This window comes from Flagellimonas hymeniacidonis, from assembly GCF_008040165.1.
Classification (GTDB): Bacteria; Bacteroidota; Bacteroidia; order Flavobacteriales; family Flavobacteriaceae; genus Flagellimonas; species Flagellimonas hymeniacidonis.
The window spans coordinates 122,150-137,251 of sequence record NZ_VRUR01000001.1 but is presented as its reverse complement, the minus strand read 5'-3'; the positions used below and the strand labels follow the sequence as shown (position 1 = coordinate 137,251).

Here is a 15,102-nt window from a genome sequence, read left to right as displayed (position 1 = left end):
ATGATTTTAGCCACAAGTACTGGAGGTACTATTCTAATTACCGTTGTAGCATTTCTTATTTTGTTGTTATTGTTAGTTGCATTATTGTTGTTCACTAAGGAGAAATTATCTCCTTCAGGACCAGTGACCATCACAATTAATGGTGAAAAGCAAATTGAAGTTGCTTCTGGAAACTCCTTACTGACTACACTAGGAAACCAAAAGGTGTTTTTGCCATCTGCATGTGGTGGAGGTGGAACCTGTATTCAATGTGAGTGTCATGTATTATCTGGCGGTGGAGAGGCATTGCCAACAGAAACGCCACATTTTTCTAAAAAAGAATTGAATCATGGCGCCCGTCTAGCTTGCCAAGTGAAGGTGAAGCAAGATATGGACATCACCATTCCAGAAGAAGTTTTCGGAATTAAAAAATGGCCTGCCAAAGTTGTCCGTAACTATAATGTAGCTTCTTTTATCAAGGAATTTGTTGTAGAGATTCCAGAAGACATGAATTACAAGGCTGGTGGATACATCCAAATTGAGATTCCACCTTGTGAGGTTAAGTATTCAGATATTGATATTACAGCACACCCAGAGGAGCATGAAACTCCTGATAAATTCAAGAATGAATGGGATAAATTCAATTTGTGGCCTTTGGTCATGAAGAACCCTGAAACAGTAGAACGTGCCTATTCGATGGCTTCTTACCCTGCGGAAGGAAGAGAAATCATGCTAAATGTACGTATTGCTACGCCGCCATGGGACCGTTCCAAAAATGGATGGATGGATGTAAATCCTGGTGTTGCATCTTCGTATATCTTTGGATTAAAGGAAGGTGATCCAGTTACTATTTCAGGACCTTTTGGGGAATTCTTTATCAATGAGTCAGAAGCGGAAATGTTATACGTTGGAGGAGGTGCCGGAATGGCGCCAATGCGTTCGCATTTGTACCACTTGTTCAAAACTTTAAAAACCAATAGAAAAGTTACCTATTGGTATGGTGGACGATCTAAAAGAGAACTATTCTACCTCGACCACTTTAAGCAATTGGAAAAAGAATTTTCAAACTTCAAATTCTATATGGCGCTTTCAGAACCTATGGAAGAGGATAATTGGAAGGTAAAAGAAGATATTGATGGAGAAGGAGACGGTTTTGTTGGCTTTATCCATAATTGTGTAATTGACAATTACCTAAACCACCACGAATCGCCAGAAGATATTGAACTGTACTTCTGTGGACCTCCGTTAATGAACAAAGCAGTTCAGAAAATGGGAGAAGATTTTGGTATTCCTGATGAGAACATCAGATTTGATGACTTTGGAGGATAATAGATAGATATTAACCTCGAGCGCAGTCGAGAGGTAAATTATAAAACCTAACCGATGCGAAAGCATCGGTTTTTTTATATGGAAGAACGAAGAGCACTTACGGATCAAGAACTACATAATCTGGCCATGAATATTGTTGGCAAAGAACTGGAAGCAGATGGCTTTGAGTTTATGGCCGTAAACAGCAAACTCAAGAAGAACCCACAGTATGTATGTTTAAAAGAGAAAATATTACATTTTATAGTGGTCAGGAATGTGGAATATCCTATGAATTCAAGGGAATTTGATAAGGAATTAATGCAAAAGATGAAGGACCATGCTATAAAATTTGAAGCCAAAACCTATTTTGCAGGAGTGGGGTTGTCCAATGCTTCCAATCAAGAATTACCTGTATTTTTAAATGAAGAATATCTAGTGGATTATCAAGGATTAATTGAGATTTAAAGATGAGAGTAGTTGTTTTACTAGTAGCTGTATTTTTTATTGGATGTACAACGAATCCATTAATAAAGAATCAAAATGTGGGCAGTGCATTGGGTACCACCTATTCCATTATCTATATAGCGGATAAACAGTTAGACTTTGAAAATGAGATTGATTCGGTTTTTCAAGTGATAAACCAATCCATGTCAACCTATATTCCTACCTCAGATATTTCCAAAATCAATAGGGGAGATTCAACTGTAGTGGTTGACGATATGTTTAGAGAAGTATTTGAAATTTCAACAAAGGTCCACAGGGCTTCTGATGGCTATTTTGACCCAACAATTGGGGTTTTGGCTAATGCATGGGGGTTTGGGCCAGAGGAACGAATGAATCTGGATAGTTTGAAAGTGGATAGCCTTTTGACCTTTGTGGGCTGGGAGAAAGTGCAGCTAAATGCAAACAATACCGTTTCCAAAAAGCATTCGGAAATCCGTTTTGATTTTAATGCTGTTGCCAAAGGCTATGCCATCGACCGGCTGGGGGCAATGTTAAATGCCAATGGAATTGAAAACTATTTAGTTGAAGTAGGAGGAGAGGTTTTGACCAAAGGAATAAACACCATTTCTGAAAAGCAATGGACTGTTGGTATAGATGATCCTCAGGTTGAAACAGGACGTCAGCTCAAATTAATTGTATCCTTAGAAGATAAGGCCATGGCTTCCTCCGGAAATTATAGAAAGTTTAGAATTGACCCTGAAACTGGAAATAAATATGTGCATACCATCAACCCAAAAACGGGCTATACCAAAAATTCCAGCGTTTTGGCCGCAAGCGTGATAGCAAATTCTTGCGGTGAAGCGGATGCATATGCCACGGCGCTTATGGCTATGGATTTGAGTGAATCAATAAAACTCTTAAAAAATCAAGATGAAATGGAAGCCTATATTATCTATCTGGATGAAAATGGAGTTACCCAAGAATTTATGACCTCAGGGTTCAAGTTTTTGATGAAAAACTGATTATTTTGAAACCAAAGGAATGATTTCACCTTGGGCTAATCGATATTTCTCTACCTCCTCAACTGAGAGTTTATTGGTATAATCAACCTCATTTACATTAAAACCAATACTCCTAAGTTTATCAAAATAGTCCTTTCCATAAACGCGGACATGATCATATTGCCCAAAAATCTTAGCGCGTTCTTTTTTATCAATAATGGAATTGTCTTCAAAGGTTTTGTCTCGTTTTAGATCTTGTGGAATTTGAAAAACACCCCAACCCCCTGGTTTTAGTACTCGATACAGCTCTTGCATGGCTTTGGTATCATCGGGAATATGCTCTAAAACATGATTGCAAAGAATTACATCAAATGAATTATCGGCGAAGGGAAGCTCACAGATATCTGCCTTCACCTCTGCCAAGGGTGAGTTTAAATCTGTGGTGGTGTACTCAATATGCTGTAAACGCTTAAACCTTTTGTAAAAAGCTTGTTCTGGTGCAAAATGCAATAACTTTTGGGATTTGGTAAAAAGATCTGTTTCGTCTTTTAAATACAGCCATAGTAACCGATGTCTTTCCAAGGATAGGGTAGAAGGGGACAGCACATTTTCTCTGGGTTGCTCATATCCGTATGGTAGAAAGGCCCTGAAACTTTTCCCATCAATGGGATCGGTATACTTTTTCCCCTTTAACCAAAAAGCTATTAAAGGTCTAACCCAATAACTCAATTTTATGAGCAAAGGTCTTGGAATTAGATTTAAAAAGAATTTGAAGAGCCTTTTCATATGTCTTTCCAAAAAGAAACCTAGGCCTGTAATTTTTGAGCTCTAAAGGCTTCCTCTTCGTTGCTGTTTATCCCAAGCGCATCATATATGTATTGGAAGGTAGAAAGCAGTTCTGGTTTGCCATCAATTAAAGCTACGTTATGTTCAAAATGTGCACTTGGCTTTCCATCAGCAGTCAAAATGGTCCAGCCATCTTTTAGCTGCTTTATTCTTCGAGTGCCCATATTAACCATAGGCTCTATTGCCACCACCATGCCGTTTACAAATTTTTTGCCACGTCCTCGTTTCCCATAATTGGGCATTTGGGGATCCTCATGAAGTTCAGTACCCAATCCATGACCTACTAACTCCCGAACAATGCCATATCCATGATTTTCACAGTAATTCTGGATGGCATAACCCACATCTCCAACTCGATTCCCTTCTTTGAATTCCTTGATGCCAACATATAAGGACTCTTTGGTAATTCTAAGTAGTTTTTTGGTTTCCTCTGCGACTTCGCCAACTTCAAAAGTGTAGGCGTGGTCCCCATAATATCCATTTTTAAGTGCACCACAATCTACGGAGATTACATCCCCCTCTTTTAATGGATCATTATTTGGAATTCCATGTACTACTTGGGCATTTGGGCTCCAGTTTAGGGTATTTGGAAAGTCATACATGCCCAAAAAACCAGGTTCTGCACCTTGCTCACGAATAAAATCTTCTGCCATTTTATCCAGTTGCAGTGGATTAGCACCAGGTTTAATTTCGGAAGCCAACATTCCCAATGTTCTGGAAACAACCAATGCGCTTTCGCGCATCAATTCAATTTCCTCCGCTGTCTTAATTTTTACCATGGCTGCAAAGATAAGTGGAAATCAATTAATTATTGGTTCGCAGAATGTTTGAAAAAAGATGATTCGTTAGTTATACCAATGATTTTTGAGTCATTAGCTCTGGTTTTTCAATACCCAATAAATGAAGAATGGTAGGAGCAATATCTCCAAGGACACCATCCTTGATATGCTTGATTCCCCCATCAACCAAAATTAATGGGACTGGATTTGTGGTATGTGCGGTATTTGGACTTCCATCTGGATTCACCATAGTATCGCAATTCCCATGATCGGCAATAACAATGGTGGAGTAGCCATTTTCTAAACCAGCAGTGATTACATCCTTGGCGCATTCATCTACCGTTTCACATGCTTTTACTGCAGCTTCCATAATACCTGTATGCCCTACCATATCTGGATTTGCAAAATTTAGACAGACAAAACTTGCTTCAGCTTTTTCAAGTTCAGGAATAATGGCATCTCTAATTTCATAGGCACTCATTTCAGGTTGTAAATCGTAGGTCGCCACCTTTGGCGAAGGACATAAAATGCGTTTTTCGCCATCGAAAGGCTCTTCGCGACCACCATTAAAGAAAAAAGTTACATGCGGATACTTTTCGGTTTCGGCGATGCGTATTTGTTTTTTTCCATGATTAGCCAATACTTCACCTAAGGTATTCTTTATATTTTCTTTGTCATACACCACTTTAATTCCTTTAAAAGAATCATCGTAATTGGTCATTGTTACGTAGTACAAATCTAACTTGTGCATATTCTGTTCATGAAAGTCTTGTTGGCTCAATACTTGGGTTAGCTCTCTACCTCTGTCTGTTCTAAAGTTGAAGAAAATAATCACATCGCCTTCGGTTATTTTAGCATTGGTGTTGTTATCTGAGTCTACCATTACTATTGGCTTGATGAATTCATCCGTGATACCTTCATCATAACTGTTCTGCATGGCTTCAGAAATATTATTTACTTTTTCTCCTTTACCGTTCACAAGAACATCATAGGCCAATTTTATACGCTCCCATCTTTTATCTCTGTCCATTGCGTAATATCTGCCAATTACTGTGGCTAACTTGGTGTTTTTATCTGAACAGAAATGAGTCAAATCTTCCAGGAAACCTTTACCACTTTTAGGATCTACATCCCTACCATCGGTAAAGGCATGGACAAAGGATTTTTCTACACCATTTTCTTGGGAAGCATTGATCAATGCTTTTAAATGACTTATGTGACTATGCACCCCACCATTACTTACCAATCCTAAAAAGTGAACCGCCTTGTTATTGGCCTTTGCATATTCAAAAGCTTTTTTTAATGCGACTTCATCCTTCAAAGTGTTTTCTGAAACAGCCTTATTGATTTTAGCCAAATCTTGATAAACGATTCTTCCGGCACCTAGGTTCATATGTCCTACTTCGCTATTACCCATCTGGCCTTCAGGTAAGCCAACATTCATTCCATCTGTCAATAAATTGGAATTGGGATATTGGGTATATAAGGAATCAACAAAAGGGGTTTTAGCTTGTGCAATGGCAGAAACTTTTGGATCTGGAGACTTGCCCCAACCATCCAGAATCATCAAGATTATTTTCTTGTTCATGTTGTGAAATTGAACCGCAAAAATAGAATGATTTGGCTGGAAGCCCTAGTATTTTGCTAGTTTTCTACTTGCGGATTTGTTAATTATTTATGTTAAAAAAAATGGTCTTGTTAAAGTTTAGTTATTTAAGTGTTAATGCTGTAACATTTGGTGATTGATGGAGTCTACTTTTATATAAGTTAAATCTTTAATCAAAAATTCATTCATCATGAAAAAAACAATCCTAACAGTAGCTGCTGCTTTTGCGCTAGTGGCTACCGGCGTGCGCGCCAATGACTCATCAACAATTATTGACAGCAATTTACCTTCATCGGTAATTTCGGCTGAAATCAACTCTTTTTGCAAAGCAATTATGAAGGGAGATTTTGAGACGGTAAAAAAGCTTATTGAATTGGGAGAAGATGTCAACCAAAAATCACTTGGAATGGCTCCCATTCATTTTGCAGCTCGCTACAACCAAACTGAAATTTTGGAATTGCTTATTGCTAATGGAGCAAATGTAAAAAAACGTTGTGATAAAGGATATACTGCGAAAAAATACGCAGAACTTTCCAATGCAACAGAAGCTTTGGAAGTATTAAAATTGGCTATGAAGAAATAAACAAGGAGTTTATTCATCCAAATAAAAAGCCCATCCAAACGGATGGGCTTTTTAACTCATTTAGTGTTCATGTAAAAGAGTAAAAATCTTGTCTTAGAATTCAAATCCTGTAAATGCCCTGTATAAGAATGCATACAACGCCATAGTTAATAATATGCCACAAAATATGGTATATCCTTTTAGTATGATAACAACAAAACTTGGTTTGCAGTCATCAAAAGCCTCATTATAAAGGTTCCTGAAATGTAATAGTGTTCCCATGTACTGTTCTCGTTAGATAGCAGAAAGGGGGCTAAGGAAAGGTAATTCAGACTTGGGGTCACCCAAAGGTAGTCAAAACTAGGGAATATGAGGTTTTAATCGATGAACGTGTCAAATCTATCGACCTGAATATTTTTCGATGGCCGCTTTAATCATTTCTATCCTGTTTTCTGGGTCGGGATGTGTACTTTGAAATTCCGGAACCCTGTTTGGTCCGGCAGCCGCTTTTAGAATTTTCATGACCTCAATCATCTCGTAAGGATCATAACCAGATTGAATCATAAATAAAACACCAAGTTCATCACTTTCCAACTCATCTCCTCTACCATTTTTCAATAAAGTGTTTTGTCCAATGCCACTAACTAGACCGCCCATATCTCCACCAACGGAGGCTCCCATGGTAAGTGTCTGCCAAAAGCTACTTTCCGCAATGCGCTCTGCAGAATGTCTGCCGATAACGTGTCCTATTTCATGACCCAATACTCCAGCTAATTGTGCTTCGGTAAGTTGGGAGAATAGGGCATAGGTGATAAAACACTGCCCGCCCGGTAATGCAAAGGCGTTAATGGTTCTATCATCTGCCAAAAGATGGAATTCGTATTTGTAGGGTGTTTCTCTAGCAATACTACTTTGGACTAGTTTGTTCCCAACAGCATCAACCAACGCTTGCATCCGTTGATCGGGATATAACCCACCATGTTGTTGAGCCATTTCAGGAGCACTTTGCAAACCAATGGCAATTTCTTGATCTGCCGTCATGTTTATGTTCTGAACTCTTCCGGTGTATGCATTTTCTTCTTTGTTGTTACAGCGCTGTACAAAAGCAAAGGCAACTATAGCAAGCCCTATCAGGATTCGTATTTTCCAACTTCCTCTTCTCATGGTGTTAGTGTTCTTAAGAACTCAAGATACAAAAAATGACCTATAATAGATTCTGGTTAATATCAAGAATATTGTCTTGAATGTAGGTTCGCAGGAATCCGGTAGTAAAATGTTCGCAGCCAACAAAATCTTCGTTTTGTAATAACTTTAGAATATTCTTTTTTCTAAAAGCGGTCAACATTGGAATGGAAATAGGGGCGTAGCTGTAATGCCAAGGCTCATATTTGAAACCTCTTCTTCTAGGGTCATCCGTATAAACTAGATAAAACCCAAATTCTTCTGAATTTTCATCCAGCCATGCTTTAAAACCCTCAAAAGGTCCCCCTGCTTCAAATTTTTCAGGCACCAATACATCTCCAGAGGTTTTGGCATATCCGTCAATAATATCAATATCCGTTCCCCAATGATGTCTACTGGTGCCTGGTATTGTAGAATATTCAATTATTTTGTCAATTGCTTCCAAAGGACGCATGTTATCATCTTCGGTAAAGCGTAAGTACTTTCGTTCCCAGATTCCTTCCTGTCTGTAAAAATCCCGATAACTGGATACCATTTTGATATCAAACCCAGCGGAATATGCTGCTTTTTTCATTTTTGTGTAAGCCATGTAAGCTTCTTCCCTAAGATTAATACCTTCACCAAAAAGTTCAATATCAGCTTTGCCCATAAGTTCCGAAATGGAATAATCTGGATTCGAGCTAAATGGAAAAACAGGAGGTAAAGAACAAGCAATACCTGATACCGCAGTTTTTTTTATAAAAGTCCTTCTTTTCATCAAACAGAATTTGTTTACGGGACAAGTTAAGAAGTATTTTTTAGTCTAACTGATACTGACTGGCCCAGTTTTAGAAATGTATTTAGTCTGAGATATACATATACCCCTGAAACTTTTGCCGGGTATCATTAACCGTAAGGGTATAAAAATAAATACCTGAAGACAAGCCTGAATCCCTGCTTAATACTGAATTCCGATTTGAGACACCGTTAAATTCATTGGTGTAGTTTAACTTGGAATAGACCATTACCCCATAACGGTTATAAATATTCAGAAGATTATTGGGTGTATTTTCAATACCATCAATGAGTAAAAAATCATTGATGCCGTCTCCGTTTGGAGTTAAAAAGTAATTATCAAGTTCAAGAACTGAAAACGTTTCCAACAAATCATCCGAGCCGCCAAGCGTTATAATTTCATATTCATTCGGAACAAAAATCTCCGAGGTGATGGTTCCTACTTGAAGGTTTCCAGTGATGTCCGAATTACCAAGTCGTTCCCAACGATTTTTTGTTTTGCTCCAGCCAACTACCAATAAACCTTCGATAGATTCAGCCAAGACACTTACATCACTGTTTACATCCCAGGTTAGTGTAACTACAGAGGGTTGATTGCTTTCCAATTTCCAAAACTCAAGTAAACTAATTTGGATATCATCAAATTCCTTGCTGTTAGTGCTAAACTGTTGTGGTATTGAAGACGGATTGTTAGGGTATTCAAAATAATAAGCACATTTGGCAAGACTATTAACAGCGTTGGACGTTAGGGTTAAATACCGTAAGCGATTGCCCTCTCCCACAGGGAAAGTTATGATTTCCTTATTTGTTGCTCCGGCATATCCATTTATATGGGCTAGATTTCCAGTTCCCGTATAAAATGAGTTATCTATAAAATTGAGGTAATTGTTTGAGTTATTTTTTGAAGTTAGGATATCACCCACTATAAAGTTGAGGTTGTTGGTAACCCCCATCCACGTTTCTAGAAGCAAACCATTGTCTGTTACAATTTCTACATCGTTAAAAATGGGATTTGAAGACCCCGATACGCTTAATCGGTTTGCGCTATAAAAACCGGTTAGTCCCATATTATTTTGAAAAGTACCATCATCAATCAAATCAATATGAAAGCCAACAGAGGCCGTTGCATGAAACTGAAGATTTCCAAAATTATGTACAGCATCTTGTCCCCAGAGAATCGTGTTCAAGAACAACAAACCTCCACAAAGCAATAATTTTATATGTCGATTTTGTATAAACATCCTTTACAGGTATATTTTAGTCTCTTACTATTTGTTGCCACTCCACACCATCGCTCTGAAAAGTATAACATCTTCCATTACGTATTTGAGTGCTAGTGCCTCCATTATCAGCCCTATAGGTTGAACTGGACCTATTACCGCCTGAATAATTCTTAACAATGTAAATTCTACCTTGACAACTATTTGCATTTGGTAATGTAATATTCGGGGAACCCCCTGTCATTATTACGGTATGGTGATCTTCTGTAAGGGTAATACTGTTCGTGATTCGTACAATTGCAGACGACATAGATCCGTTAACCTCGAAGGTAGAATTGGCCATTTGCCCTGTGTTTACACCTACTCTGGGTTTCGCATTTTGAGCATTTGCACTTCCTTGAATTCTAAAAAGTTCTTTAAGTTGCTGGTCTCTATAGTCAAAGCGTTTAAAAAGAAAAGGTTCCGCACCATCATCAGCGATTATAAATTCTAGCTCCCCATTATTGGAAACCCCATTAGATCCAATTTCAAAAAAGTCAGTACCTGCCGCACTTCCTTTTAGCCTAAAGTTTCCATCGCTATTGGTAAAGAACATAGGTTTATAAAAGGCCGCAGCATCTGCCTGAAATTGCAAAGCTGAAACTCCATTGTTGCCTTTAACATATGTCAGGTATTGATTTCCATCCGTATAGTCAAGATAATTTTGGACTAACCCCAGTGTTTGTCTTCTTCCAAACTCAAGAGTACTAACATTGTTAGATCTTATATCCATACTGACATCATTGGTTGTACCTAAGAATGATCCAGTACTGCCTGCATTTCCAGTTAAAAGCCAATTAGAATTTGAGGTAGTTACCCAATTGGTCCCGTTAAAAACCAATAGTTCACGAGTGTCAGTGTTGAATAACATTTGCCCCTGTTGCATACCAGTAATGGCATTTATTTCAGAGGTACTTCCTGTGTTGAGACTAAACAATAAACCTGCCTCAATTTGAGCATAAGAAGCGTTGGCAATTAAAATAAAAATTAAGGTTGTGAGTACTTTTCTCATAGTTGTTTATAAATCTAAAATGGTAAACATAAATTCAGAATTAAATCTGAATCGATTGCCGCCACCATTGTCATTATCTCCGACAATAACTTCAAAACTTGTTGATGTCTGGTTATTGTAAGATATGCCGGGGTCATCATTTCCTGCACCGCCTCTTCCAGGCTGAGTCAATTGAATGATATAATTTGCATCCGATACTAATCCAGCTGGCAGATTAACGCGATAACGACCATTTCCGCCAAGTTTTGTGACAGTAATACCTGCGGTAGCTCTGGTCACTGATCCATTAGAAGCTATTTTTCCAAAGGCTTTGATTGGACTTTCATAGTAAGCTCCTCCATTAGCCCCTACTGAGATACTATTGTCTGTTTCGGCCCCTACAGTATTTGCGGTTTGAGGAGTAGATGATTCATTGGTATATGTAATTACTCCTGTAGAATTGTTTTGAGTTAAAGTTGTCGTTGTCTCGTCTACAGACCCACCTCCGTCACTTAAGGTAATAGTAATACCTGTTTTACTCAATGTTTGAGGTGGACCTACCGGTCCTGCCGGTCCCTGAGGTCCAATTGCTCCGTCCGCACCTGCCGGTCCTTGTGGCCCCGCAGGTCCTTGGGGTCCTATTGCTCCATCTGCACCTGCCGGTCCGGTTAATCCTATTGGTCCCTGTGGACCTATTGCCCCGTCAACACCATCCGTTCCGTTTGTTCCATCTGCACCTGCCGGCCCTTGTGGTCCCGCTGGTCCCTGAGGTCCGATTGCCCCGTCAACACCATCCGTTCCGTTTGTTCCATCCGCACCTGCCGGCCCTTGGGGCCCCGCTGGTCCTTGGGGACCTATTGCTCCGTCCGCACCTGCCGGTCCCTGAGGTCCGATTGCCCCGTCAACACCATCTGTTCCGTTTGTTCCATCCGCACCTGCAGGCCCTTGTGGCCCCGCCGGTCCCTGTGGTCCGATTGCCCCGTCGACGCCATCTGTTCCGTCAACACCATCCGTTCCGTTTGTTCCATCCGCACCTGCTGGCCCTTGTGGTCCCGCCGGTCCTTGAGGACCTATTGCTCCGTCCGCACCTGCTGGCCCTTGTGGTCCCGCTGGTCCCTGAGGTCCGATTGCCCCGTCAACACCATCTGTTCCGTTTGTTCCATCTGCACCTGCCGGCCCTTGTGGCCCCGCTGGTCCTTGGGGACCTATTGCTCCGTCCGCACCTGCCGGTCCCTGAGGTCCGATTACTCCGTCAACACCATCTGTTCCGTTTGTTCCATCCGCACCCGCAGGCCCTTGTGGCCCCGCCGGTCCTTGAGGACCTATTGCCCCGTCAATACCATCTGTTCCGTTTGTTCCATCCGCACCTGCAGGCCCTTGTGGTCCTGCCGGTCCCTGTGGTCCGATTGCCCCGTCAACACCATCTGTTCCGTTTGTTCCATCTGCACCTGCTGGCCCTTGTGGTCCCGCCGGTCCCTGTGGTCCGATTGCCCCGTCGACGCCATCTGTTCCGTCAACACCATCCGTTCCGTTTGTTCCATCTGCACCTGCCGGTCCTTGTGGGCCGATTGCTCCGTCAATACCATCTGTTCCGTTTGTTCCATCCGCACCTGCTGGCCCTTGTGGTCCCGCTGGTCCCTGGGGTCCGATTGCTCCGTCAACACCATCTGTTCCGTTTGTTCCATCCGCACCTGCCGGTCCTTGTGGTCCCGCCGGTCCCTGGGGTCCTATTGCTCCGTCCGCACCTGCCGGCCCTTGTGGTCCCGCTGGTCCGATTGCTCCGTCTGCACCTGCTGGTCCCTGGGGTCCCGCTGGTCCGGTTAATCCTATTGGTCCCTGTGGTCCGATTGCCCCGTCAACACCATCCGTTCCGTTTGTTCCATCCGCGCCTGCTGGCCCTTGTGGTCCCGCCGGTCCTTGAGGACCTATTGCTCCGTCAATACCATCCGTTCCGTTTGTTCCATCGGCACCTGCCGGCCCTTGTGGCCCCGCCGGTCCCTGTGGACCTATTGCGCCGTCGACGCCATCTGTTCCGTTTGTTCCATCTGCACCTGATGGTCCTTGTGGCCCTGCCGGTCCCTGAGGACCTATTGCTCCGTCAAGACCGTCTGCACCTGCCGGGCCGGTTAAATCTGAAGATGTAAAAACAATTTGACCATTATCAAGAATGGAAAAGGTTCCATCATTGTTATCTACAAATGTGAGATTTGTTGTATTAGAAGAACTACAAAGATTAACCCATTGTACTCCATTGTAATAATGGACACATGATGTTTCAGTATTGTATACCAAAGCACCATGTAATGGGTTTATACTTTGCATTTGCGCTGATGTCAATCTTGTTAAGACAAATGCTTTGTTGGAACTTTCCAACTCAATAATTGATGAAGGATCTATTATGTTTGGATTAGCACCAACTTTAACTTGAGAAAAGACAAAAGCAGAAAAAAATAGGGCAAAAAAGGGTAATATTATTCTCAATCTCATTACAACTAATTTGATAGCTGGCTAAAAATAGATGCTTGAGAGAGGAATCACCAGTAAATGTTGTGTAGCTAAATAAGAATGTTGTAAAAAGAGAGCTAGTGCTTCAAAAGGTTAGTTTTTAGCAGTTTAGGGTAATTGATTTGAAGTATAATTCTTACAAGATTACCTGTCAAGAAATAGAAAGCCCTGATATGTTAATTCCAAATCATCTAAAGTTACCAAGTAGTAATATATTCCTTCCGGAAGACCAATATCTTGACTCAGTAACAAACTCCCTGTGTTTGATATTCCTGTAAATTCATCGACATAGTTGATTTTTTCAAACACTTTTTGTCCAAAGCGATTGAATAATCGCAGACTATTGTTTGGTGATTCTGACATGCCTTCAATAACCAGAAAATCATTTGTGCCATCTCCGTTTGGACTTAAAAAGTAATTGCCCAAGGTTGGATTGTTTACAGCAAAGGTATCTGTTGGCAAGGGAATAGTCCCAAAGGTAATCGCTTCAAAATCACTGGGAATAAAAGTTTGAGAGGTCACAAATCCTTGAGAAATATCCCCGCTTTGTGCGGAATTTCCAATAATGACCCATTGGTTTGCTTGCTTGCTCCAGCCAACAACTATTATTGCATCGGCGGTTGTATTTGGAATCAAGCCCAAAGCACTTCTACTATTCCAACTTATAGTAACAGTTGCTGGAACATCACTTTGGATAATCCAGAATTCCCTGTCCGTTACAGTACCTATATCCCTCACTTTTTCTTCTATGTCAAAACTTTCTAAGATTGAGGAAGGGCTTGAAGGGTTTTCAAAGAAATAGGCACAAATAGCTAAGGGAGATTCACTTTCAGAATCCAATAACAAAGGACGCAATTGATTTTGGTCTCCTACAGGAAAAGAGAAAAAGCTTCTATTGGTAATAGCAGCAAAGCCTGTTACTTTGGAAGCATCACTTTCTCCAGTAAAAAAACCATTATTTTGAAAATTTAGATGAATGGTTTGGTCATTAAGAGGCGTTAGTATGTTACCATCTACAAAATTTACGTTGTTATCCACGCTGACAGAATTTTGTAAAAACACGTTATTGGAGACCAAAAATTCAACATCTCTAAATGTGGGAGAAATACTCCCTGATACCTGAATGACCTGATTTCCATAAAAGCCAGCTAGACCTTCATTTTGGTCAAAGGCAGTATCGTTGACCAGGTTGGTATGAAATCCCAAATTACCATTAGGGTGAATGCGAATGTTTCCGCTGTTATATAAAGCGGTTTGGGCTTGGATAAATCCAGTGAAAAGGAAAAGTGATATGTAAAGAAGTTTTTTCAAAGCTTAGAAGTCTGTTATAGTGAAGAACCATTCAGCATCTATTTGATTTGAATCCAGAACAGGTGTACCAGGAGTAGTGATATTGTCAATAAATGTTTGAGAAATCTGGACTGTAAAATTATTTGCTGTTTGAGTTATTACTTCAATGGATGTATTTGCTCCAGCATTTTGTAATGTCAATTGTATTATATAATCTGCGGATAATACGGCTGTATCTAAAGTCACGGTATAGTCACCAAGACCATTTCTGACTACGGTTGCACCACTTGCATTTTCCGCTATGGCTGCCGCATCAACTTTACCCATTGCTATCACCGCTGGATTTTGCCATTGGGGGTCGCCCGCTGCGTCCGTTCCGAGTACTTTGTTGGCATCTGTTGCCCCTAATGTCCCTATCTCATCCGTTGTCACGGCGTCGTCCGCAAGTTCTGCGGTATCGATTCCGTCGTCAGCGACATCGAGCGTGAATGGGTCGGCTGCGGACCCAGCGCCTGACCTTGTCAAGGACCCTCCCGTGGTTGCGTTTAGGACCTCGTTGCCTAAGATTCCATCGAC

The 15,102-nt window shown here is 40.8% G+C and carries 15 protein-coding genes; 4 read left to right on the top strand and 11 right to left on the bottom strand.

Going from position 1 to position 15,102, the window contains the following annotated elements; genetic code table 11:
- From nqrF to FVB32_RS00630, 3 genes are read left to right on the top strand one after another with little or no spacing between them, the layout of a single operon-like run.
- A complete protein-coding gene (gene nqrF, locus FVB32_RS00640; RefSeq protein ID WP_147740659.1) occupies positions 1-1,308 on the top strand; it encodes an NADH:ubiquinone reductase (Na(+)-transporting) subunit F in 1,308 nt (435 codons plus the stop codon).
- Positions 1,309-1,362: 54 nt separating this feature from the next.
- Complete coding sequence (locus tag FVB32_RS00635; RefSeq protein WP_246139807.1) at positions 1,363-1,752, top strand: Na(+)-translocating NADH-quinone reductase subunit F; 390 nt, start codon at positions 1,363-1,365, stop codon at positions 1,750-1,752.
- 2 nt (positions 1,753-1,754) lie between these two features.
- Positions 1,755-2,753 (top strand): FAD:protein FMN transferase, encoded by a 999-nt coding sequence (locus FVB32_RS00630; RefSeq protein ID WP_147740658.1) that lies wholly within the window; start codon positions 1,755-1,757, stop codon positions 2,751-2,753.
- Here the strand turns inward: FVB32_RS00630 and FVB32_RS00625 are convergent, their stop codons facing one another.
- The 3 genes from FVB32_RS00625 to gpmI all read right to left on the bottom strand — a co-directional run bounded on the left by FVB32_RS00625 (position 2,754) and on the right by gpmI (position 5,945).
- The gene (locus FVB32_RS00625) at positions 2,754-3,518 is read right to left on the bottom strand and encodes a class I SAM-dependent methyltransferase (protein ID WP_147740657.1); all 765 of its coding nucleotides are present in this window, start codon (positions 3,516-3,518) and stop codon (positions 2,754-2,756) included.
- Between the two features lie 20 nt (positions 3,519-3,538).
- Positions 3,539-4,357: a type I methionyl aminopeptidase gene (gene map, locus FVB32_RS00620; protein ID WP_147740656.1), complete on the bottom strand. Its 819-nt coding sequence runs from the start codon at positions 4,355-4,357 to the stop codon at positions 3,539-3,541.
- A 70-nt stretch (positions 4,358-4,427) separates the two neighbouring features.
- A complete protein-coding gene (gene gpmI, locus FVB32_RS00615; RefSeq protein WP_147740655.1) occupies positions 4,428-5,945 on the bottom strand; it encodes a 2,3-bisphosphoglycerate-independent phosphoglycerate mutase in 1,518 nt (505 codons plus the stop codon).
- Between the two features lie 208 nt (positions 5,946-6,153).
- On the opposite strand from gpmI, the gene FVB32_RS00610 reads away from it, so the two are divergent.
- The gene (locus tag FVB32_RS00610) at positions 6,154-6,546 is read left to right on the top strand and encodes an ankyrin repeat domain-containing protein (RefSeq protein WP_147740654.1); all 393 of its coding nucleotides are present in this window, start codon (positions 6,154-6,156) and stop codon (positions 6,544-6,546) included.
- Between the two features lie 93 nt (positions 6,547-6,639).
- Here the strand turns inward: FVB32_RS00610 and FVB32_RS17980 are convergent, their stop codons facing one another.
- The 8 genes from FVB32_RS17980 to FVB32_RS00575 all read right to left on the bottom strand — a co-directional run.
- A complete protein-coding gene (locus FVB32_RS17980; protein ID WP_317132189.1) occupies positions 6,640-6,807 on the bottom strand; it encodes a DUF6747 family protein in 168 nt (55 codons plus the stop codon).
- A gap of 117 nt (positions 6,808-6,924) precedes the next feature.
- A complete protein-coding gene (locus tag FVB32_RS00605; protein ID WP_147740653.1) occupies positions 6,925-7,689 on the bottom strand; it encodes a M48 family metalloprotease in 765 nt (254 codons plus the stop codon).
- Between the two features lie 40 nt (positions 7,690-7,729).
- On the bottom strand, positions 7,730-8,464 hold the full coding sequence (locus FVB32_RS00600; RefSeq protein WP_147740652.1) for a M15 family metallopeptidase: 735 nt from the start codon (positions 8,462-8,464) through the stop codon (positions 7,730-7,732).
- An 82-nt stretch (positions 8,465-8,546) separates the two neighbouring features.
- Positions 8,547-9,722 carry a gliding motility-associated C-terminal domain-containing protein gene (locus FVB32_RS00595; RefSeq protein ID WP_147740651.1) on the bottom strand — a complete coding sequence of 392 codons (1,176 nt, stop codon included), beginning with the start codon at positions 9,720-9,722 and terminating at the stop codon, positions 8,547-8,549.
- Positions 9,723-9,738: 16 nt separating this feature from the next.
- On the bottom strand, positions 9,739-10,752 hold the full coding sequence (locus FVB32_RS00590) for a hypothetical protein (protein WP_147740650.1): 1,014 nt from the start codon (positions 10,750-10,752) through the stop codon (positions 9,739-9,741).
- Between the two features lie 6 nt (positions 10,753-10,758).
- Positions 10,759-13,218 carry a collagen-like domain-containing protein gene (locus tag FVB32_RS00585; protein ID WP_147740649.1) on the bottom strand — a complete coding sequence of 820 codons (2,460 nt, stop codon included), beginning with the start codon at positions 13,216-13,218 and terminating at the stop codon, positions 10,759-10,761.
- Between the two features lie 162 nt (positions 13,219-13,380).
- On the bottom strand, positions 13,381-14,547 hold the full coding sequence (locus tag FVB32_RS00580) for a gliding motility-associated C-terminal domain-containing protein (RefSeq protein ID WP_147740648.1): 1,167 nt from the start codon (positions 14,545-14,547) through the stop codon (positions 13,381-13,383).
- Between the two features lie 3 nt (positions 14,548-14,550).
- The coding region (locus FVB32_RS00575; protein ID WP_187269470.1) for a hypothetical protein at positions 14,551-15,102 on the bottom strand (552 nt) is incomplete at its 5' end.

What these genes read in the sequence shown, in the direction of transcription:
- nqrF (WP_147740659.1), top strand. Translation starts at nt 1, where the DNA reads ATGATTTTAGCCACAAGTACTGGAGGTACTATTCTAATTACCGTTGTA.
- FVB32_RS00635 (WP_246139807.1), top strand. Translation starts at nt 1,363, where the DNA reads ATGCGAAAGCATCGGTTTTTTTATATGGAAGAACGAAGAGCACTTACG.
- FVB32_RS00630 (WP_147740658.1), top strand. Translation starts at nt 1,755, where the DNA reads ATGAGAGTAGTTGTTTTACTAGTAGCTGTATTTTTTATTGGATGTACA.
- FVB32_RS00625 (WP_147740657.1), bottom strand. Translation starts at nt 3,518, where the DNA reads ATGAAAAGGCTCTTCAAATTCTTTTTAAATCTAATTCCAAGACCTTTG.
- map (WP_147740656.1), bottom strand. Translation starts at nt 4,357, where the DNA reads ATGGTAAAAATTAAGACAGCGGAGGAAATTGAATTGATGCGCGAAAGC.
- gpmI (WP_147740655.1), bottom strand. Translation starts at nt 5,945, where the DNA reads ATGAACAAGAAAATAATCTTGATGATTCTGGATGGTTGGGGCAAGTCT.
- FVB32_RS00610 (WP_147740654.1), top strand. Translation starts at nt 6,154, where the DNA reads ATGAAAAAAACAATCCTAACAGTAGCTGCTGCTTTTGCGCTAGTGGCT.
- FVB32_RS17980 (WP_317132189.1), bottom strand. Translation starts at nt 6,807, where the DNA reads ATGGGAACACTATTACATTTCAGGAACCTTTATAATGAGGCTTTTGAT.
- FVB32_RS00605 (WP_147740653.1), bottom strand. Translation starts at nt 7,689, where the DNA reads ATGAGAAGAGGAAGTTGGAAAATACGAATCCTGATAGGGCTTGCTATA.
- FVB32_RS00600 (WP_147740652.1), bottom strand. Translation starts at nt 8,464, where the DNA reads ATGAAAAGAAGGACTTTTATAAAAAAAACTGCGGTATCAGGTATTGCT.
- FVB32_RS00595 (WP_147740651.1), bottom strand. Translation starts at nt 9,722, where the DNA reads ATGTTTATACAAAATCGACATATAAAATTATTGCTTTGTGGAGGTTTG.
- FVB32_RS00590 (WP_147740650.1), bottom strand. Translation starts at nt 10,752, where the DNA reads ATGAGAAAAGTACTCACAACCTTAATTTTTATTTTAATTGCCAACGCT.
- FVB32_RS00585 (WP_147740649.1), bottom strand. Translation starts at nt 13,218, where the DNA reads ATGAGATTGAGAATAATATTACCCTTTTTTGCCCTATTTTTTTCTGCT.